Origin of the sequence: Veillonella parvula, assembly GCF_040097785.1 — a bacterium.
In the GTDB taxonomy this organism is placed as follows: Bacteria; Bacillota; Negativicutes; order Veillonellales; family Veillonellaceae; genus Veillonella; species Veillonella parvula_D.
In genome coordinates, this window is sequence record NZ_JBBNNS010000001.1 from 731,813 (window position 1) to 748,489 (window position 16,677).

The window sequence follows — 16,677 nt, forward strand, 5'->3', positions numbered from 1 at the left end:
GAGTTTAGAAATCTCATCGACTTCACGTGGGAACCTTGATGGCTAGGGGCAAAAGCCCCTACCATTAAGCAAATATTCTATTTTTTATAACCTGTATGTTTAATCGGCAAGGACCTACGTGGTTCTCCGTCGATACGACGATACGCATTTGCAATAGCCGGTGCAATCGGAATGCTAGAGATTTCGCCAATACCTTTAGCACCGTATGCATATTGTTCTGGTGTCCCTTTTTCGATAAGACTTACATGAATTGGAGGACATTGGGTAGCTCTAAGAAGTCCTAGCGTACCGTATTTAGATGTTACATACCCTTCTTTATAAGGGAAGTCTTCTGTAACGGCATACCCCATTCCCATAATGGCACCACCTTCGGCCTGACCTGTACAGGATTGAGGGTTCACTACACGACCTACATCGTATGCTACATGTAAATTAGCAACCTTATTGTCTTCACCAATTGTTGCTACACATGCACCATAACCATAGGCAACGTGATTTTTTGGATGCGATTTATCAGAATTAAATGGATCTGTTTCACCGAGAAACTCTTCATAAATCTCTACGCCATTCAGTTCTTCTAATGTTTTAGTATCTAACATTTCTTTTAAGCGAAGACTTGCTTTACGCGTTGCTTCACCGGTAAAGAGCGTTTGGCGAGATGCAGTAGTTGTACCAGAATCTGGTGTACGTACTGTATCAGGTCGTTCTACAAATACTTTATCCGCCGTTAAGCCTGTCGTTTCACAAAGTACTTGTGTTGCCATAGTAGCCATGCCTTGACCAATACAAGCGGCACCCGTACGAATACGAACTTTACCATCACGTACTTCTAAAATAACGCGACCCGTATCAGGTAGTCCTACACCAATACCACTATTTTTCAAACATACCGCAAGGCCAGTACAATCAGAGGCATAATATGCATCTTTTACAGCTTCCAAACATTCTACTAAAGCGGTTTCTTTGGAACAAATTTGGCCGTTTGGTAATGAGTCACCAGGGCGTACAACATTTTTGTAGCGGAATTCCCAAGGATCCATGCCTACCAACGCAGCTAATTCATCAATATTTTGCTCTTGACCAAAGATAGTTTGTGTTACGCCAAACCCACGGAATGCACCACCAGGAACAGTATTTGTATAAACACATACACCATCAAAGGCAAAATTATCAAAGTGATAAGGGCCACAAGAATGAGTACCAGCACGTTGAAGTACAGGACCACCTAAAGATGCATACGCGCCACAATTAGAAACGATATTTACCTTACTTGCTACCAGATTACCTTCCGCATCACAAGCTGTTGTAATATCCATTTCCATCGCATGACGTTTAGTATGAATATTGAGACTTTCTTGACGGGAGAAAAGTACCTTAGTTGGTTTTCCTGTAAGCCAAGCTACGAGTGATGCATGATGTTGTACGGTCATATCTTCTTTACCACCAAAGCCACCACCTACGAGCATACTGTGAACCTTTACAGCCTCATTCGGAATACCAAGCATACGAGCAACTTCACGACGATCATCATAAACATTTTGGCTACCTGAATGCAGATGAATTTCATCACCCTCACGATATGCAACGGCACATTCTGGTTCCATAAATGCATGGTCGGTTTGAGGTGTGGAATAATGATTTGTTACTACAAAAGCAGCCTCTGCAATAGCCTTATCTACATCGCCACGAGATAATGTTTGACGAGATAATACATTTCCCTCTGGATGTAACTGAGGAGCATCTGGTTTTAGTGCTTCCAATGGATCTAGTACGGGTTCTAATTCAGTATAATCAACTTCAACTAGAGCCAATACTTCGTCTAAATATTTCTTTTCTGTAGTTGCAACAAGTGCAATTGCATCGCCTACATAACGTGTAATATCACCTTCGGCGATAAGTACATCCCAATCCGGTACTAAATGACCAGTCTTATTGAATGGTACATCCTTAGCAGTCAATGCCGTTACACATGCTGGATGTTCAAGAGCTTTAGACACATCAACACGATCAACTCTAGCTCGTGGATATTTAGAACGCAATGCTTTGGCATAAATCATGCCATCCATATAGATATCATCAGAGTATTGTCCAGTACCTAATGCTTTTTCCTCAGCATCTACACGGTGTAAACGAGCACCTACATTACCATTTGTATCCTTTTCTGGAACTGGTAAGTTCTCACGGAACATTTTTGCAGCTAGCATAATGCCCTCTTCAATTTTTACATAGCCTGTACAACGGCAAATATTACCTAATATCGCCTTTTTAACATCGTCAGGTGTAGGGTCATTATTTTCGTCAATCAATACTTTTGCACTAATAATCATACCTGGTATACAGAAACCACACTGCACCGCTCCGCATTCACCAAAAGCATAGGTGTATACTGCTTTTTCTCGTTCAGATAAACCTTCAATCGTGACAATTGATTTACCATCTAATTGAGATAGTTTGCTTACACAAGCCTTTGCTTTTTTTCCGTCTATAATTACTGTACACGTACCACATGCACCAGCACTACAACCTTCTTTAGTGCCCGTCAACTTTAAATCAGCTCGCAAGAAATCAATTAAACGTTGATCCTCTTGAACCTCATATTGGGTGCCATTCACTTGAAAGCGGTACATATATAGCCCTCCTCTCATTAAGGAATACATTCACCAAGATACGATTCTGTTAAGGATCCATCTTGTACCACATGGTGACCTCTAAGGATAACATCTCGAACCTTGCCAGTTACAGATATTCCTTCGTAAGGTATATAGTCAGCCTTTGTATGGGCGGACTCTTTTGAAAGCACATGTTCTATATGCTTATCTACAATTGTTATATCCCCATCACTACCTACAGCTAATGTACCCTTCTTGGGATACATGCCATATAGCTTTGCTGGGTTTTCACTAACTAATTTCATAAAATCTACAGCGCTCATATTGCATTGGTTAACCAACACATCATAAGCAATGATGCCCCGTTCTTCGGCTCCAGGAATACCTCCAGGAATTCGGGTAAAGTCATACCGACTCTTTAATTTTTGATCATTAAAGGTAAAGCTACAATGGTCGGAACCAATGGTTTGGAATACACCATTTACTAGTGCATGCTTCAATGCCATTTGGTCTTGTATCGTTCTAAGTGGAGGACTCATCACAAATTTAACCCCTTCAAAATCAGGTAATTTATATCGTGATTCATCAAGCACCAAATACTGTGGACATGTTTCACAAGTCACTTGATGTCCTAATGCCCGCTCACGTAGAACTTCATCTACGCCTTCTTTAGAACTTACATGCACAATATGCACGGGATACTCTAATGCAGCACCAATTGTACTAAATCGCTTAATCGCTTCCGATTCAATCATGGCCGGTCTTGTGAGTGGATGATTGTCTACATCTAATTCACCACGTTTACGTTTATCTGCTACAAAGGCATCGATAAGATCACCGTTTTCACAGTGAGCCCCTACAAGCGCACCCGTTGGTTTTATAGCTTCAATAGCATCATAAATTTCTCGATCTGTTAAACGGAAGCCATACGCTAAGTACACTTTAAAGGACGATACACCAGCTTCTACAACCTTTGGTATTTCATGAGATACCTCTTCATTCATTTCTACAAGCTCCATATGGAATTTGTAGTCACAGGAGCAGCGCCCTGCGGCACGCTCCTTGTGAACTTCTAAACCTTTACAAAGGGAGCCATCCTCGGGAGAAGCAAAATTGATGATTGAAGTAGTCCCACCAAGTATAGCAGCCTTCGTACCACTATCAAAATCATCCGCAGTCGATGCTAAAGTATTGGTCATTTGAAAGTGCGTATGAGGATCTATAAATCCTGGGAATACGTAGCAACCTTTTGCATCAATTACTTTAGCCCCTTCTGGAACAGGAACGTGTTCATCGATGGCGACAATTTTGTCGCCATCAATTAATAAATCTCCGGTAAGGATTCGATCAGCTAAGACCAATTCCCCTTGTTGTATGATAATCATGATACATAGTACACATGCTCTTTACAGAAGGCATGTACAACTCCTTTCAATTCTTTAGGTAATGCATCAATGTCACATACGGCTTCTTCACCTTTGAAGCGATAACCACAGCTAGTGCCTTTGATGTAGAAACCATCATTTGTACTATCTGCTAAAGCTTCAGCATTGTGGAAGAATGTAATGCGATCCTTGTATGGTTGACAAGGTTCTACGCAATGACATGCACAGTTACCACACTCATTACAGCTTTGATCAACATGGACGATCAATTTAGCATCATTTACAGTAACGACTTCATTACATCTATTAGGACATACGCGAACACAAGCGCCACAAACTACGCGGCAGTGGTAGTCAGAGCTACGTGTACCTGGGAAAGATGGCATTGCTTCACGTTTTTTCTTCATAGCATCGCTCTTTTTGAAAATTTTGTTCTCAGCGATATCTTTAGCAAGTTCAGCGATAAGTTCTTTATGAACTTTTAAAGCAGCATTGTAATCAGTAGATTCTACTTCGTCTGCTAAGCCTTTGAAAATATTGTAACCTTCGCCTTGCAGAAGAATTGTACATACTGTTACCGGCCAGATACCGCAATCAAAGATAGCTTTGATGTTTTGTTTTACGGCACCGCCGCTGTAAGACATTGGTAAACGTTCGCCGAATTGAGCACTTAGGAGCTCAGCTACACCAATTGTTACAGGTAATAAGGATTTACCAGACATGTACATTTGCTCGCCTGGCAATTCATTGTTGTGAATTTGTACAGGGAATGTATTTGTCAATTTAACGCCAAAAATCTTGTTATGTTTTTCACCAAGAGCGATAAGACGTTCTAACATTGGAACAGCTTTGTCAAATTGAAGGTCAACTTCAAACTGGTGATCTTCAAAGTCAATGTACTCAAAGCCAGCGTTATCCAATAATTCTCTAATGCGTTTTGGACCTAACAATGTAGGATTGCATTTTAAGTATAGGTGAAGACCTTTTTCACTGATAAGGTAAGAACAAATGGATTCGATTTCTTCTGCTGGGCAACCGTGCATTGTGGACAATGTGATTGCTTGACAAAGTTCATCACCAATAGAGTTGATGAAATCAGCATCGATATGTTCAAATTCATCTACGTGGTCAAGGCACCATTGTTTACATGTATCCCACATTGGAGATTGAGATGCACTGCGCATTGTGTTGATGAATTTATCAACCATAGGGCTCTTGATACCAGCTAAGTTGTAGCCAACACTCATGATGAATAAGAATCCATCTGGATCGCCTAATCCTAATTCTTTAGAGATTAATTTTAATGCGAACCAAGCTTTAATGTATTCATCAGCAGCTTCATCACAGCTATATTCAGAAGACCATTCTACGTTGTATGCTTCGTCTACAGAGTAGATACAAGGTCTAGGAATACCTAGTTCTTCACCATACATAATTTGTACGGTTTTTAATTCAATGCAACGAGCACCAGCTACATAAGATGCCACAATGTTTTGTGCCAACTGTGTATTAGGGCCAGCCGCTGGACCTACAGGATTTTCAATAGATTTACCAAAGATAGATAAGCGTTGATCATGATTCGTACGATGAATTTTATTTACATTGTAAATACGATTGTACATCTTGTACTCAGTCATAATGTGGTTCATCAAATTTCCGAAACTTACCGGATACATAATGTCACTCATAATGTCACACTCCTTTAAAGCGCTTGCGTTATGGGTTTAGTCGTTTCCATAAACCTTTAGATGTTGCTAAAACTTCGTCCATTACTTCAGCTTTATCAATGCCTTGTAATTTACGATCAATCATGCGTGGTACACCATCACTAATAGTTGTTACCACATACATACCATTAGCACCGAATAGTAAGTGACCATTGATGTTGTTTTCATCAAGTGGTGTTGGTGCTGCGTAATCAAGAACAATTACGTCAGCTGCAGCACCTTTTTTAAGGATGCCTACCGTAGTATCGAAGAATTCATTAGCCATTTTGCGGTTGTTTTCAAATAGCATATGAGGTACTTCGCCCCAGCCTACATATGGTTTATGTTGCTCATGTTTCACGAGACAATTCGCTACTTTATAAGATTCGAGCATATCATTTGTATAACCATCTGTGCCAAGCCCAACAGTGATCCCTGCATCTAATAGTTTCAAGATATCTGTCGTGCCTACTGCATTACCCATGTTACTTTCTGGGTTATGTACGACCTTAGCTTGAGATTTTTTCAATAATGCCACATCTTCGTCAGTTACGTGTACACAGTGACCAGCGATGCTCTTAGGGCATAAAATACCTGCCTCTACGAGGCGTCTAACAGGTGTCATGCCATACTTTTCTTTACTATCGGCCACATCTTCAGGACCTTCTGCAACATGAACATGATAACCCAACTGATCCTCATTATGAGCTTTCACATAATCTAATGTTTCCGTGCTCAATGTGAAAGATGCATGCAAGCCCATCATCGCCGCCAGTCTGGATGGATCTTGTTTTGCTTCTTTACCAAAACGTACGTTTTCTGCAACAGCGGCTTTCATTTGGTCTACGCCATTGCGGTCGGATACTTCATAGCATAAACATGAGCGAACGCCGAATTGTTTAGCTACATCTGCAATGATGGATAAGCTGTTAGGAACTTCACCATAACTTGCATGGTGGTCAAAAATAGTAGTTACACCATTTTCGATACAGCCTAAATACGTAAGTAATGCACTTGCTTTTACATCTGGAGCCGTCAATTTATTATCTAAGTAGAACCAAAGTCCTTCCAAGATTTCACCGAAGTTAGTCGGTGCTGGACCTGGCAACGATAAGCCTCGTGCAAGAGCGGAGTAAATATGATGATGTGCATTAATGAAACCTGGCATAATCAAGCCACCATGAGCATCAATAATTTCTGCGTTTGCATAAGCTTTGCATAATTCATCATATTTACCAATATCAACAATTTGAGTCCCGTCGATAGCAACAGCACCATCATAAATGATAGGTCTATCAGCGTCGCGAGTAATAACAGTACCTTTTCCTAATATAATCATGTGGGCACCTCCTCAACGATTCGTTGAAATGCATACTTATAAACTTATATATTATTATAATACGATACGTGTGCCTGTTTTTCCTGCTATACCATCTTTAGATTTCTCTAATAATGTGATAATTGAGACACGGCCTTTTTTGGATTCTGCAAATGCTATAGCGGCTTCTACCTTTGGTTTCATCGAGCCTTCTGCAAACTCACCAGCTGATACATATTCTTTAGCTTGTGTAACGGTTATTTCATCAAGCCATTTTTCATTTTCTTTACCAAAGTTAATGGCAACCTTTTCAACAGCTGTTAAAATAACGAGAACATCAGCATCAATTTCTTGGGCCAATAAACTACTAGTCCAGTCTTTATCGATAACAGCAGCTGCACCATGAAGTTCATTACCTTCTTTAGTTACTGGGATACCTCCCCCGCCACAAGCAACAATTAATTGTTTACCTACTAAACCTTTAATTGCTTCTAGTTCAATGATTTCTTTTGGTGCTGGAGATGCCACCACACGACGATAACCACGACCCGCATCTTCTTTTACCACATAATCGTAATTCTTTTCTGCGTATTCAGCTTCTTCCTGAGTCATAAAATGACCAATTGGTTTTGTAGGATTTTGAAAAGCTGGGTCATTTTGATCAACAAGTACTTGTGTAACCATAGTCATTGTTGGCAAATCTTTAATACCACGATTTAAAAGCTCTTCGTGAAGAGCATTTTGTAAGTCATAACCAATATAAGCTTGGCTCATTGCTACACATACAGATAATGGAGTGTTTGGTTGACCTTCTACTTCACGAGTCAATGCAGCCATCGCATTGTTGATCATACCAATTTGAGGTCCATTACCATGTGTTACCACTACGTCACAATCAGCTTCTACTAAATCAATAATTGTTTTAGCTGTACTTTTTACTGCAATTTTCTGTTCTGGTAAGGAATTGCCTAATGCATTCCCCCCTAGTGCTACTACAACTCTCTTTTTCATGTTATGCCTCATAACAAACTATTAAGAATAAAAGGAGCCATCAATACGGATGGCCCCTAAACTTTACTTTACGGTTGAACTCGTTCGGTTCCCTTCCGTTCTAATTCTTTTAAGGTTTCTACAGGATTTTTAAATTTGCTAAGGAAAATCATAGCTGCAATAACATATGGTTTGTAGCTTGCTTCCTTATAAAGAGGTATGCGGTAGCGATCAAATACTGTTGCATCTACTTCGCCTTCTTCACAACTTACACCTGTAATATCTGCTGGTAAGCAATGTAAGTAAAGAGCCTTGCCGTCCTTTGTGAGACTCATCATCTCTTCCGTACATGCCCAATCTTTATGTTTACCATTTTCTTCAAGAAGAACTTTTTCTAATGCTTTAATACCTTCATGATCATTTTCACCATACAGTTTTGTACGTTTTTCCATTGCACCGAATGGAGCCCAGCTCTTAGGATATACGATGTCTGCATCTTTGAAAGCATCCTTCATGTCGTTAGTTCTACGGAATGAACCGCCGCTAGCTTCAGCTTGTTTCTTAGCGATTTCTTCAACTTCCGGCATTACTTCGTAGCCTTCTGGATGTGCTAATACAACTTCCATACCTAAACGAGTGAATAAACCAATAGCACCTTGAGGTACTGATAAAGGTTTACCATAGGATGGAGAATACGCCCACGTCATAGCAATCTTTTTACCTTTAAGGTTTTCTACACCGCCAAATTCTTTGATGATATGAGCTGTATCAGCCATGATTTGTGTAGGATGGTCGATATCACATTGTAGATTTACAAGTGTTGGGCGTTGCTCTAATACACCATCTTCATGACCTTCTTTAACTGCATCGGAAACTTGATGCATATAAGCATTGCCTTTACCGATATACATATCATCACGAATACCGATAACATCTGCCATAAAGGAAATCATATTAGCTGTTTCACGAACTGTTTCACCGTGAGCGATTTGAGATTTGCCTTCGTCTAAATCTTGAACTTCAAGACCTAGCAAATTACAAGCGGAAGCAAAGGAGAAGCGTGTTCTTGTAGAGTTATCACGGAATAAAGAAATGCCAAGACCGCTGTCAAATACTTTAGTAGAGATATTGCGTTCTCTAAGAGCACGTAATGCATCAGCTACTGCCCATACACCTTGCAATTCATCATCAGATTTTTCCCAAGTTAAGAAGAAATCTTCGCCGTACATTTTACTAACGTCTAATTTTTGTAAAGTTTCAATACTTTTATTGAAGTCTGTCATCTGTAAGTCCTCTCTTTCAATTCCCTAAAGGGCTACTTAGGATCTAACTTTATACGATGCCTCATCAAATAGTGAGGCACTATATGAAATTCTAAATATCAACTATTTTCCAGTTATTCCGTTTATATTAAATCTAATTCAATGTATGTGATATTAATTTTTGCAATATACGGATGGTAATAATGCATATACAGCAGCACATGTTACAAGATCTTCTTTCCATGTAATTTCGTTAGGTGCATGTGCTTGTGCTTCTGCACCAGGACCGAAGCCAATGCATGGAATGCCATTACGGCCCATGATAGATACACCATTTGTGGAGAATGTCCATTTATCAGTTAATGGGCGAGCTTTACGCATTTCAACTGTATCTTCTGCACCAATACGTTCGTTGCCATATAAGCTAGTGTATGCTTCTTCCAAAGCTTCTGTTACTTTATGCTCTTTAGGAATTACCCATGTTGGGAAGTAGCATTCGATTGGATAGGTTAAACCAGTCCAAGATGGACGAGCATATTCGTACATGGATACTTTCGCACCATATTCTTTAACATGTGGCAACGCTTCGATTTCTGCCAAACAACTTTGCCAAGTTTCACCAGCAGTCATACGACGATCCAAGGAAATAGCACAGGAGTCAGCTACTGCACAACGGCTTGGAGAAGTATAGAAAATTTGGGAAGTAGTTACTGTACCGCGACCTAAGAAGCGAGCTTCTTCGTAATGGTCAGGGTTGAATTTAGGGTCAAGCATTTTAACAAGGCCCTTAATTTTTGTGCTTTCATCAGCAGAGTTAGCATTTAATTCACGGATGTCTTGAAGTATATCTGCCATTTTATAAATTGCGTTATCACCGCGTTCAGGAGCAGAACCATGGCAAGATACGCCTTGTACGTCTACGCGGATTTCCATGCGACCACGTTGACCGCGGTAGATACCGCCATCAGTTGGCTCAGTGGATACTACGAATTCAGGACGGATATTGCGTTCTTTAATCATGTATTCCCAGCAAAGACCATCGCAATCTTCCTCTTGAACTGTACCTACAACAAGTACTCGATATTTGTCGTTAAGAAGGCCTAAATCTTTCATGATCTTAGCGCCGTATACAGCGGATACAATACCACCCAATTGGTCAGATACGCCACGGCCACCAATTTTAGTTTCGTCTTCGAAACCATCATATGGATCAAAATCCCAATTGTCACGATTGCCAATACCAACTGTATCAATATGTCCATCAAAGGCAATGAGAGTTTTCCCTGTACCCATATATCCGAGAATATTCCCCATAGGATCTACTTCAACTTCATCAAATCCTAGGTCTTTCATTTCTTGTTCTATACGTTTTACATGATCTTTTTCTTCAGCACTTTCTCCTGGGAATGCTACGATCTCACGTAAAAACTTTGTCATCGCTGGGCCATAAGTTGCCGCTGCTTGTTTAATTGCTTGTAAATCCATAATTAATGCCTCCTAACGATCTTCACCATACCACATAATGTTTTTATATCTTTCAGGATCCGTATCACCTTCAGTGGAGAAACAGAGTACCTTTGAAGACGCATCTAATTCTAACTCTTTCCGTAAGTCATCATATTCCGGCATCGTCATAATTGCCATTACAAGACCTAATGGAACTGCACCAGACTCACCAGTAGTAATTGGAGTATCGCCTTTAATTGGTGCACCACCAACGCGCATGCCTAAACGTGCCACCCAGTCAGGCGCAGAAACGAATACATCTGCATGATTTCTTAAAATATCCCAAGAAACCGTGTTCGGTTCACCACAAGCTAAACCGGCCATAATTGTTTCTAAATCACCTTCTACGATACGAGGTTTACCATCATCAGCTACAGCGCCTTTGTATAAACAAGCTGCTGCTGCCGCTTCTACAACAACTAATTTAGGTTTTTTAGCCACATTGCGGTATAGATTAGTGAAGTAACCCACTACAGAACCGGCAAGGGAGCCTACACCAGCTTGTACAAATACATGTGTAGGAACTTTACAATTATCAGCTTCTAATTGATTTGCTGTTTCCATAGCCATTGTGCCATAGCCTTGCATAATCCAGTTTGGAATTTCTTCATAACCCTCCCATGCAGTATCTTGAACTACAACACCGTTAGGAACTTCTTTAGACTTTTTAGTTGCTAAGCGTACACACTCATCGTAGTTGAAGTCTTCGATTGTTACGGTAGCGCCTTCGTTTTCAATTTGTTTTCTACGATATTCTGTAGAACCCTTTGGCATAAATACTACAGATTTTTGACCTAATTTATTGGCTGCCCATGCTACACCACGACCGTGGTTACCATCAGTGGCAGTAAAGAATGTAGCTTGACCAAACTCTTCTTTTAATTTTGCAGATGTTAATACATCATATGGTACATCCTCAACAGCTTTACCAGTTTGTTGCGCCACATATTTTGCCATCGCATAGGAGCCGCCTAATACCTTAAATGCATTAAGGCCAAATCGGTAAGATTCATCTTTTACAAAGAGTGCATCAACACCGATATGAGATGCTAAATTCTTAAGCGATACAAGTGGAGTAATGCTATATTGTGGAAAACTTTCATGAAACGCTTTAGCTTTCTTAACCTCTCTAACATCCATAACGGACAAAAACTTGTCACTTGATGGTGCCATCGTATTACGTTTCCACTGAATTCGTTCCATATTTGCCTCCTAGGATTCTTCCTTTACAGTATTTAAATCACTATAAAGAGTAAACTTAGAAATATTAAAATACTCTGCTATCTTCTCGGAAGACTTCGAGATAAGAAAAGCCCCTTTTTCGTTTAAATAGGTAATAGCTTTTAAGCGTTCCACCTTATTCATCAATGGTCCTGGTTTACCGACTATACGTTCTACGTCTAGTAATAAATCATCTAATAGTTCCGATACACTCGTCGTAATTTTTTCAACAGATCCTACATCTTCCTGACCTGTATTGACCAGACTATCCAAAAGCCGATGCATCAAAACAAACTCTGTTATATCTTGGTTAATCCCCAACAAGTATGCTATACGACCTGTATCATCACGAATATACATGGTAGAAGATTTTAATATTCGGCCATCTTTAGTTTTTGTGAGATAACCAAATCTACCCTCGCTACCATCGTCATGACTCAGCACATCTAAAACCACATGCGATGGACCATCACCAACATGTCGATTAGTTATAGTTCCATTCTCAATATATACAAGAGACGAATTAATATCCCCTTGTAAATCATGAATCAATACTTCACAGGATGGGCCAAATTGCGCCGCTAATCCATGGGCTATGACTTTTATTCGCTCTAATGTACTCATTGAAATAACCCCTCTTCCAATGTCATTGGTTAACCTTTCCAGTTTAAATTACGCCAGCCCGGTTAATAGCTAATATAAAATTAACCCTAACTATTTTTGTATCAACCTAAATTTTTGTTAGGTTCTTTAACTAAATTATAGGACTATGTGTACAAAAATGCAATATAATTATGCATTAAAGTTATTTATAATTATGCGCTTATATACACAAATAGAGATAAAGATAAATAAATATTATGATTTTCATCACATTTACTTAACGATATCAAAATTTTTAATGACCTTTGCACCATCATATCAATTATAAGTACATACAAAAAAGGCTGTAATAACGAGTTATCGTCATTACAACCTTTTATTATTAACTATTAGTATTTATGTTAGTAATTAAAATCAAATTAAGCGTTTGCTAATGTTTTACCTAATTCTTGGCATTGTGCATTACCATCATCATCAGGTTCGCCCAAGATTGCTACTCCATCAGCCACTAATTCACCACCAGCATCTTTAATTCGAGTACCCCAGTCTTCCAACCAAGTACCACCCCAACCATAGGAGCCAAAGATTGCTATTTTTTTACCACTCAACTTACCTTCTAGTTCAGTGTAGAATGGTTCAAATTCGCCTTCTTCTAATTGTTCTGCACCCATATCAGCACAGCCAAGAGCTAATTTTTCATAAGCGGCTGCTTCATCAACAGATACTTCAGAAACGGATTTTACTTCAACTTCTTGACCTGCAGCTTTAATACCTTCAGCTACTTCATAAGCCATGCGTTCTGTATTGCCTGTACCGGACCAAAAAATTACACCAATCATCTTGTACCTCCTAGGCCGTTCTTGCGACCAATGAACTAAATGTTTTTCCCAACATCAATTGAGTTTGACAAAATTCACGACATGCTTTGTAACACAAGAAAGAGCGTTGTGCATTTACCACATCATGGTAAACCTTCCACTCTCCGCACATTCGGTATCCCCCACCACGATAAGAAATAAAACATTTCACATCCTTTAATGGGTAACCCAGAAAAATGCCGATTTCATGTGGAAACTCAATGCTTACTTCCATACGATATCTAAGATGTTCAAGCATCTCCATAATGCTCATTCGATCATGATAACCGTAGGCTTTCAAAAATAACATCACTGCAGGTTGGCGTACATAGTCTCTTAATTGCTTCTCACGGAATACCAATAATAGTCTTCGCGCTTTACAACGACATAATTCAAAGAAGAACAAGCCTTTTTCATTGAACGCTTTATTATACTCTATCAATACAAATTGGATTTGTTCATTCATGTCCCGTGGAATAGAAACCAAGTTCGATAGCTTAATACCTCGAATTGCCGGTGCACAATGATATCCAATGATATGGTCAATTGAATTCATCATAATAGTACCTGCCTGTTGCACATCGTTAGAATTACCTCTAATGAGAATAATTCCTATAGGCTCATAGTACTCTTGATGAGAAAAATTGTCAAGAATAATTGATATATATTTTCAATAATTATTTATTATTTGGTATGTAATAAACCTTTAACTTTAGGGAATACAACACTATCATTAGCTTCATCAACAGCGATTAAATGAGTATTTGGTCCTGTATATTTATCTTCAGAAATACTAATATGTAATATCTCATTATAAGAATTATTATTATCTACACTTTTATATTTCAATGTACCTTCATAGGCATTGCCTTGTTTTACTAATGGATTTATTACCGTAAAAGTGCCAAGCGCAGGGCTCTCACCCTTGTTAATAGCAGCGGCCAATGCACCAATTGAGGAAGAATCTGTATTCATATGTTTTGCTTCACTCATACGACCAGATAATTGTTTACCTAATACAACATTAGCATAAACAGCATATCGCATTTCGTTTTCTGTTTTAATATTTAATGTATATACATCTGCAGAAGATACACCTGCTTCAAGAAGTACAGATTTAACGTCTTTTTTCCCTTCCCCTGCAAATAATGCTTTAGGATTGTTTTGATACATAGTAACACCTTCAGGCAATTTAACACCTTGATATGTTACAGTTTGACTTCTATTTAAAATGGACTTGATATTTGCTGCAGAACCAGTAGCTGGCACAGATGCCAACACAGCCGCTGCCGTAGCAAGTAATACTAATTTCTTCATGTTTTTCCTCATCAAAGCTTTAATATAATAAGCTAGCAATACAACATCTAGAGATTAAAGCCAAACAATGGCTTAGGCTATTCTAAATATCTATTGTCATTAAAGTATTTATAGTAATAACCCAGTGTTAAAGAACCGCCCACCAAGGAGCGGTTCTTTAACATTATAGTAATATAAAATAAGCGTTATATTATTTCTTTTGTGCCTTAGCCCAACTATCGCGTAAACCAACAATACGGTTCATCACAATATGGTCTGAAGTACTGTCTTTATCAGTTACAAAGTAACCTTGACGCAAGAATTGGAAATGATCACCTGGTACAGTATTAGCAAGACATGCTTCCCCTTTACTATGGAATACTTGTAAGGAGTCATGGTTGAAATCGCCCAAGAAGTCTTTACCATCCGAATCTTCTTTAAGTAAATAATCATATAAGCGAGATTCAATATCTACTGCAGTAGATGCTTCAACCCAGTGCAATGTCCCTTTTACCTTACGAGTGCAACCGCTACCGCTCTTAGTTTCTGGATCATATGTACAGTGTATTTCTGTAATATTGCCATTTTCATCTTTAATAACATCAGTACATGTAATGAAGTATGCACCTTTTAAGCGTACTTCTTTACCTGGTGCCAAGCGGAAAAATTTCTTAACTGGTTCTTCCATAAAGTCATTGCGTTCAATGTAGATTTCACGACCGAATACAACTTCACGGTTACCCAACTCTTCATTTTCTGGATTGTTTTCAACTGTGCAAAGTTCAGTTTGACCTTCTGGATAGTTCGTAATAACAACTTTCACAGGATCAATAACTACCATAGGGCGTGTAGCTTTGAGTTTCAAATCTTCACGGATACAGAACTCAAGCAAAGCAATATCAACAACGCTATCCGCCTTCGCTACACCAATGCGATCACAGAAATCACGAATAGATTCCGGTGTATAACCACGGCGGCGCAAACCTGAAATTGTCGGCATACGAGGATCATCCCAACCAGCTACAAGGCCTGCCTCAACAAGAGCACGCAATTTACGTTTGGACATAACCATTTTAGTTACATTCAAGCGAGCAAACTCAATTTGTTGAGGAATTTCAGTATCATCCCATTCCTCTAACACCCAATCATATAATGGCCGGTGAACTTCAAATTCCAATGTACAAATAGAATGCGTAATGCGTTCAATAGCATCTTCAATAGGATGGGCAAAATCATACATAGGGTAAATTTTCCACTCATTACCCGTATTATGATGCTCTGTATTTACAATACGATAAATAACAGGATCACGCATTACGATATTAGGATGCGCCATATCGATTTTTGCACGCAATACCTTTTCCCCATCTTTATACTTGCCAGCCTTCATTTCTTCGAAGAGTGCCAAGTTTTCTTCTACACTACGCTCACGGTATGGACTATTGACACCAGGAGTAGAGAAATCGCCGCGATTTTGTTTAATTTCATCTGCAGTTTGATCATCTACATAAGCCTTGCCAAGGGTGATTAATTTCTTAGCATACTCATACATTTGGTCAAAATAATCAGATGCATAGCGTGGTTGTTCATTCCAATCAAATCCAAGCCATTTAACGTCTTCCATGATGGAGTTTACATATTCGACATCTTCTTTTACAGGATTTGTATCATCAAAGCGAAGATTTGTTAAGCCATTGTATTGTTTACCAATACCAAAGTTGAGGCAAATAGATTTAGCATGTCCAATATGCAAGTAACCATTTGGTTCTGGTGGAAAGCGAGTCAATACACGGCCACCGTATTTGCCAGTTTCGTTATCTTTGTTGATAATAGCTTCAATAAAGTTAACAGATACAACTTCTTCAGGAGCTACATCTTTTTCAATGTCTTTATGTTCCAACGTTCTTACCTCCATAGGAAAAAT

General features: G+C 39.1%; 13 protein-coding genes. All 13 read right to left on the reverse strand.

Translation table 11 applies throughout. The annotated features are described in order from the left end of the window. Positions 1-77: 77 nt before the first annotated feature. The 13 genes from xdh to AAA071_RS03520 all read right to left on the reverse strand — a co-directional run bounded on the left by xdh (position 78) and on the right by AAA071_RS03520 (position 16,653). The gene (gene xdh, locus AAA071_RS03460) at positions 78-2,627 is read right to left on the reverse strand and encodes a selenium-dependent xanthine dehydrogenase (protein ID WP_349234033.1); all 2,550 of its coding nucleotides are present in this window, start codon (positions 2,625-2,627) and stop codon (positions 78-80) included. A 17-nt stretch (positions 2,628-2,644) separates the two neighbouring features. Beyond that, positions 2,645-3,994, reverse strand: a complete 1,350-nt coding sequence (gene hydA, locus AAA071_RS03465) for a dihydropyrimidinase (protein ID WP_287507254.1) — start codon at positions 3,992-3,994, stop codon at positions 2,645-2,647. After that, positions 3,991-5,682: a selenate reductase gene (locus tag AAA071_RS03470; protein ID WP_349234034.1), complete on the reverse strand. Its 1,692-nt coding sequence runs from the start codon at positions 5,680-5,682 to the stop codon at positions 3,991-3,993. Before AAA071_RS03470 ends, hydA begins: the two co-directional genes overlap by 4 nt. A gap of 28 nt (positions 5,683-5,710) precedes the next feature. Then, entirely contained in the window at positions 5,711-7,039 is a 1,329-nt protein-coding gene (gene ssnA / locus AAA071_RS03475) for a putative aminohydrolase SsnA (protein WP_004698706.1), read from the reverse strand. A 54-nt stretch (positions 7,040-7,093) separates the two neighbouring features. Next, positions 7,094-8,029 (reverse strand): carbamate kinase, encoded by a 936-nt coding sequence (gene arcC / locus AAA071_RS03480; protein ID WP_004696535.1) that lies wholly within the window; start codon positions 8,027-8,029, stop codon positions 7,094-7,096. A gap of 68 nt (positions 8,030-8,097) precedes the next feature. Then, positions 8,098-9,291: a knotted carbamoyltransferase YgeW gene (ygeW, locus tag AAA071_RS03485; protein ID WP_004696537.1), complete on the reverse strand. Its 1,194-nt coding sequence runs from the start codon at positions 9,289-9,291 to the stop codon at positions 8,098-8,100. Positions 9,292-9,444: 153 nt separating this feature from the next. Next, positions 9,445-10,755: a YgeY family selenium metabolism-linked hydrolase gene (locus AAA071_RS03490; protein WP_349234035.1), complete on the reverse strand. Its 1,311-nt coding sequence runs from the start codon at positions 10,753-10,755 to the stop codon at positions 9,445-9,447. 12 nt (positions 10,756-10,767) lie between these two features. Next, positions 10,768-11,979: a diaminopropionate ammonia-lyase gene (dpaL, locus tag AAA071_RS03495; RefSeq protein ID WP_278466366.1), complete on the reverse strand. Its 1,212-nt coding sequence runs from the start codon at positions 11,977-11,979 to the stop codon at positions 10,768-10,770. Positions 11,980-11,988: 9 nt separating this feature from the next. Next, positions 11,989-12,621 carry a helix-turn-helix transcriptional regulator gene (locus AAA071_RS03500; RefSeq protein ID WP_349234036.1) on the reverse strand — a complete coding sequence of 211 codons (633 nt, stop codon included), beginning with the start codon at positions 12,619-12,621 and terminating at the stop codon, positions 11,989-11,991. Positions 12,622-13,019: 398 nt separating this feature from the next. Beyond that, positions 13,020-13,439 carry a flavodoxin gene (locus AAA071_RS03505; protein ID WP_004696544.1) on the reverse strand — a complete coding sequence of 140 codons (420 nt, stop codon included), beginning with the start codon at positions 13,437-13,439 and terminating at the stop codon, positions 13,020-13,022. A 10-nt stretch (positions 13,440-13,449) separates the two neighbouring features. Then, positions 13,450-14,037 carry a DUF3793 family protein gene (locus AAA071_RS03510; protein WP_008714331.1) on the reverse strand — a complete coding sequence of 196 codons (588 nt, stop codon included), beginning with the start codon at positions 14,035-14,037 and terminating at the stop codon, positions 13,450-13,452. A gap of 104 nt (positions 14,038-14,141) precedes the next feature. Further along, positions 14,142-14,774, reverse strand: a complete 633-nt coding sequence (locus AAA071_RS03515) for a hypothetical protein (RefSeq protein WP_287518483.1) — start codon at positions 14,772-14,774, stop codon at positions 14,142-14,144. Between the two features lie 190 nt (positions 14,775-14,964). Then, the gene (locus AAA071_RS03520; RefSeq protein ID WP_118091366.1) at positions 14,965-16,653 is read right to left on the reverse strand and encodes a glutamine--tRNA ligase/YqeY domain fusion protein; all 1,689 of its coding nucleotides are present in this window, start codon (positions 16,651-16,653) and stop codon (positions 14,965-14,967) included. Positions 16,654-16,677: the final 24 nt, after the last annotated feature.

Excerpts from the sequence above, each read along its gene's own strand:
- xdh (WP_349234033.1), bottom strand. The coding sequence starts at position 2,627 with ATGTACCGCTTTCAAGTGAATGGCACCCAATATGAGGTTCAAGAGGAT.
- hydA (WP_287507254.1), bottom strand. The coding sequence starts at position 3,994 with ATGATTATCATACAACAAGGGGAATTGGTCTTAGCTGATCGAATCCTT.
- AAA071_RS03470 (WP_349234034.1), bottom strand. The coding sequence starts at position 5,682 with ATGAGTGACATTATGTATCCGGTAAGTTTCGGAAATTTGATGAACCAC.
- ssnA (WP_004698706.1), bottom strand. The coding sequence starts at position 7,039 with ATGATTATATTAGGAAAAGGTACTGTTATTACTCGCGACGCTGATAGA.
- arcC (WP_004696535.1), bottom strand. The coding sequence starts at position 8,029 with ATGAAAAAGAGAGTTGTAGTAGCACTAGGGGGGAATGCATTAGGCAAT.
- ygeW (WP_004696537.1), bottom strand. The coding sequence starts at position 9,291 with ATGACAGACTTCAATAAAAGTATTGAAACTTTACAAAAATTAGACGTT.
- AAA071_RS03490 (WP_349234035.1), bottom strand. The coding sequence starts at position 10,755 with ATGGATTTACAAGCAATTAAACAAGCAGCGGCAACTTATGGCCCAGCG.
- dpaL (WP_278466366.1), bottom strand. The coding sequence starts at position 11,979 with ATGGAACGAATTCAGTGGAAACGTAATACGATGGCACCATCAAGTGAC.
- AAA071_RS03500 (WP_349234036.1), bottom strand. The coding sequence starts at position 12,621 with ATGAGTACATTAGAGCGAATAAAAGTCATAGCCCATGGATTAGCGGCG.
- AAA071_RS03505 (WP_004696544.1), bottom strand. The coding sequence starts at position 13,439 with ATGATTGGTGTAATTTTTTGGTCCGGTACAGGCAATACAGAACGCATG.
- AAA071_RS03515 (WP_287518483.1), bottom strand. The coding sequence starts at position 14,774 with ATGAAGAAATTAGTATTACTTGCTACGGCAGCGGCTGTGTTGGCATCT.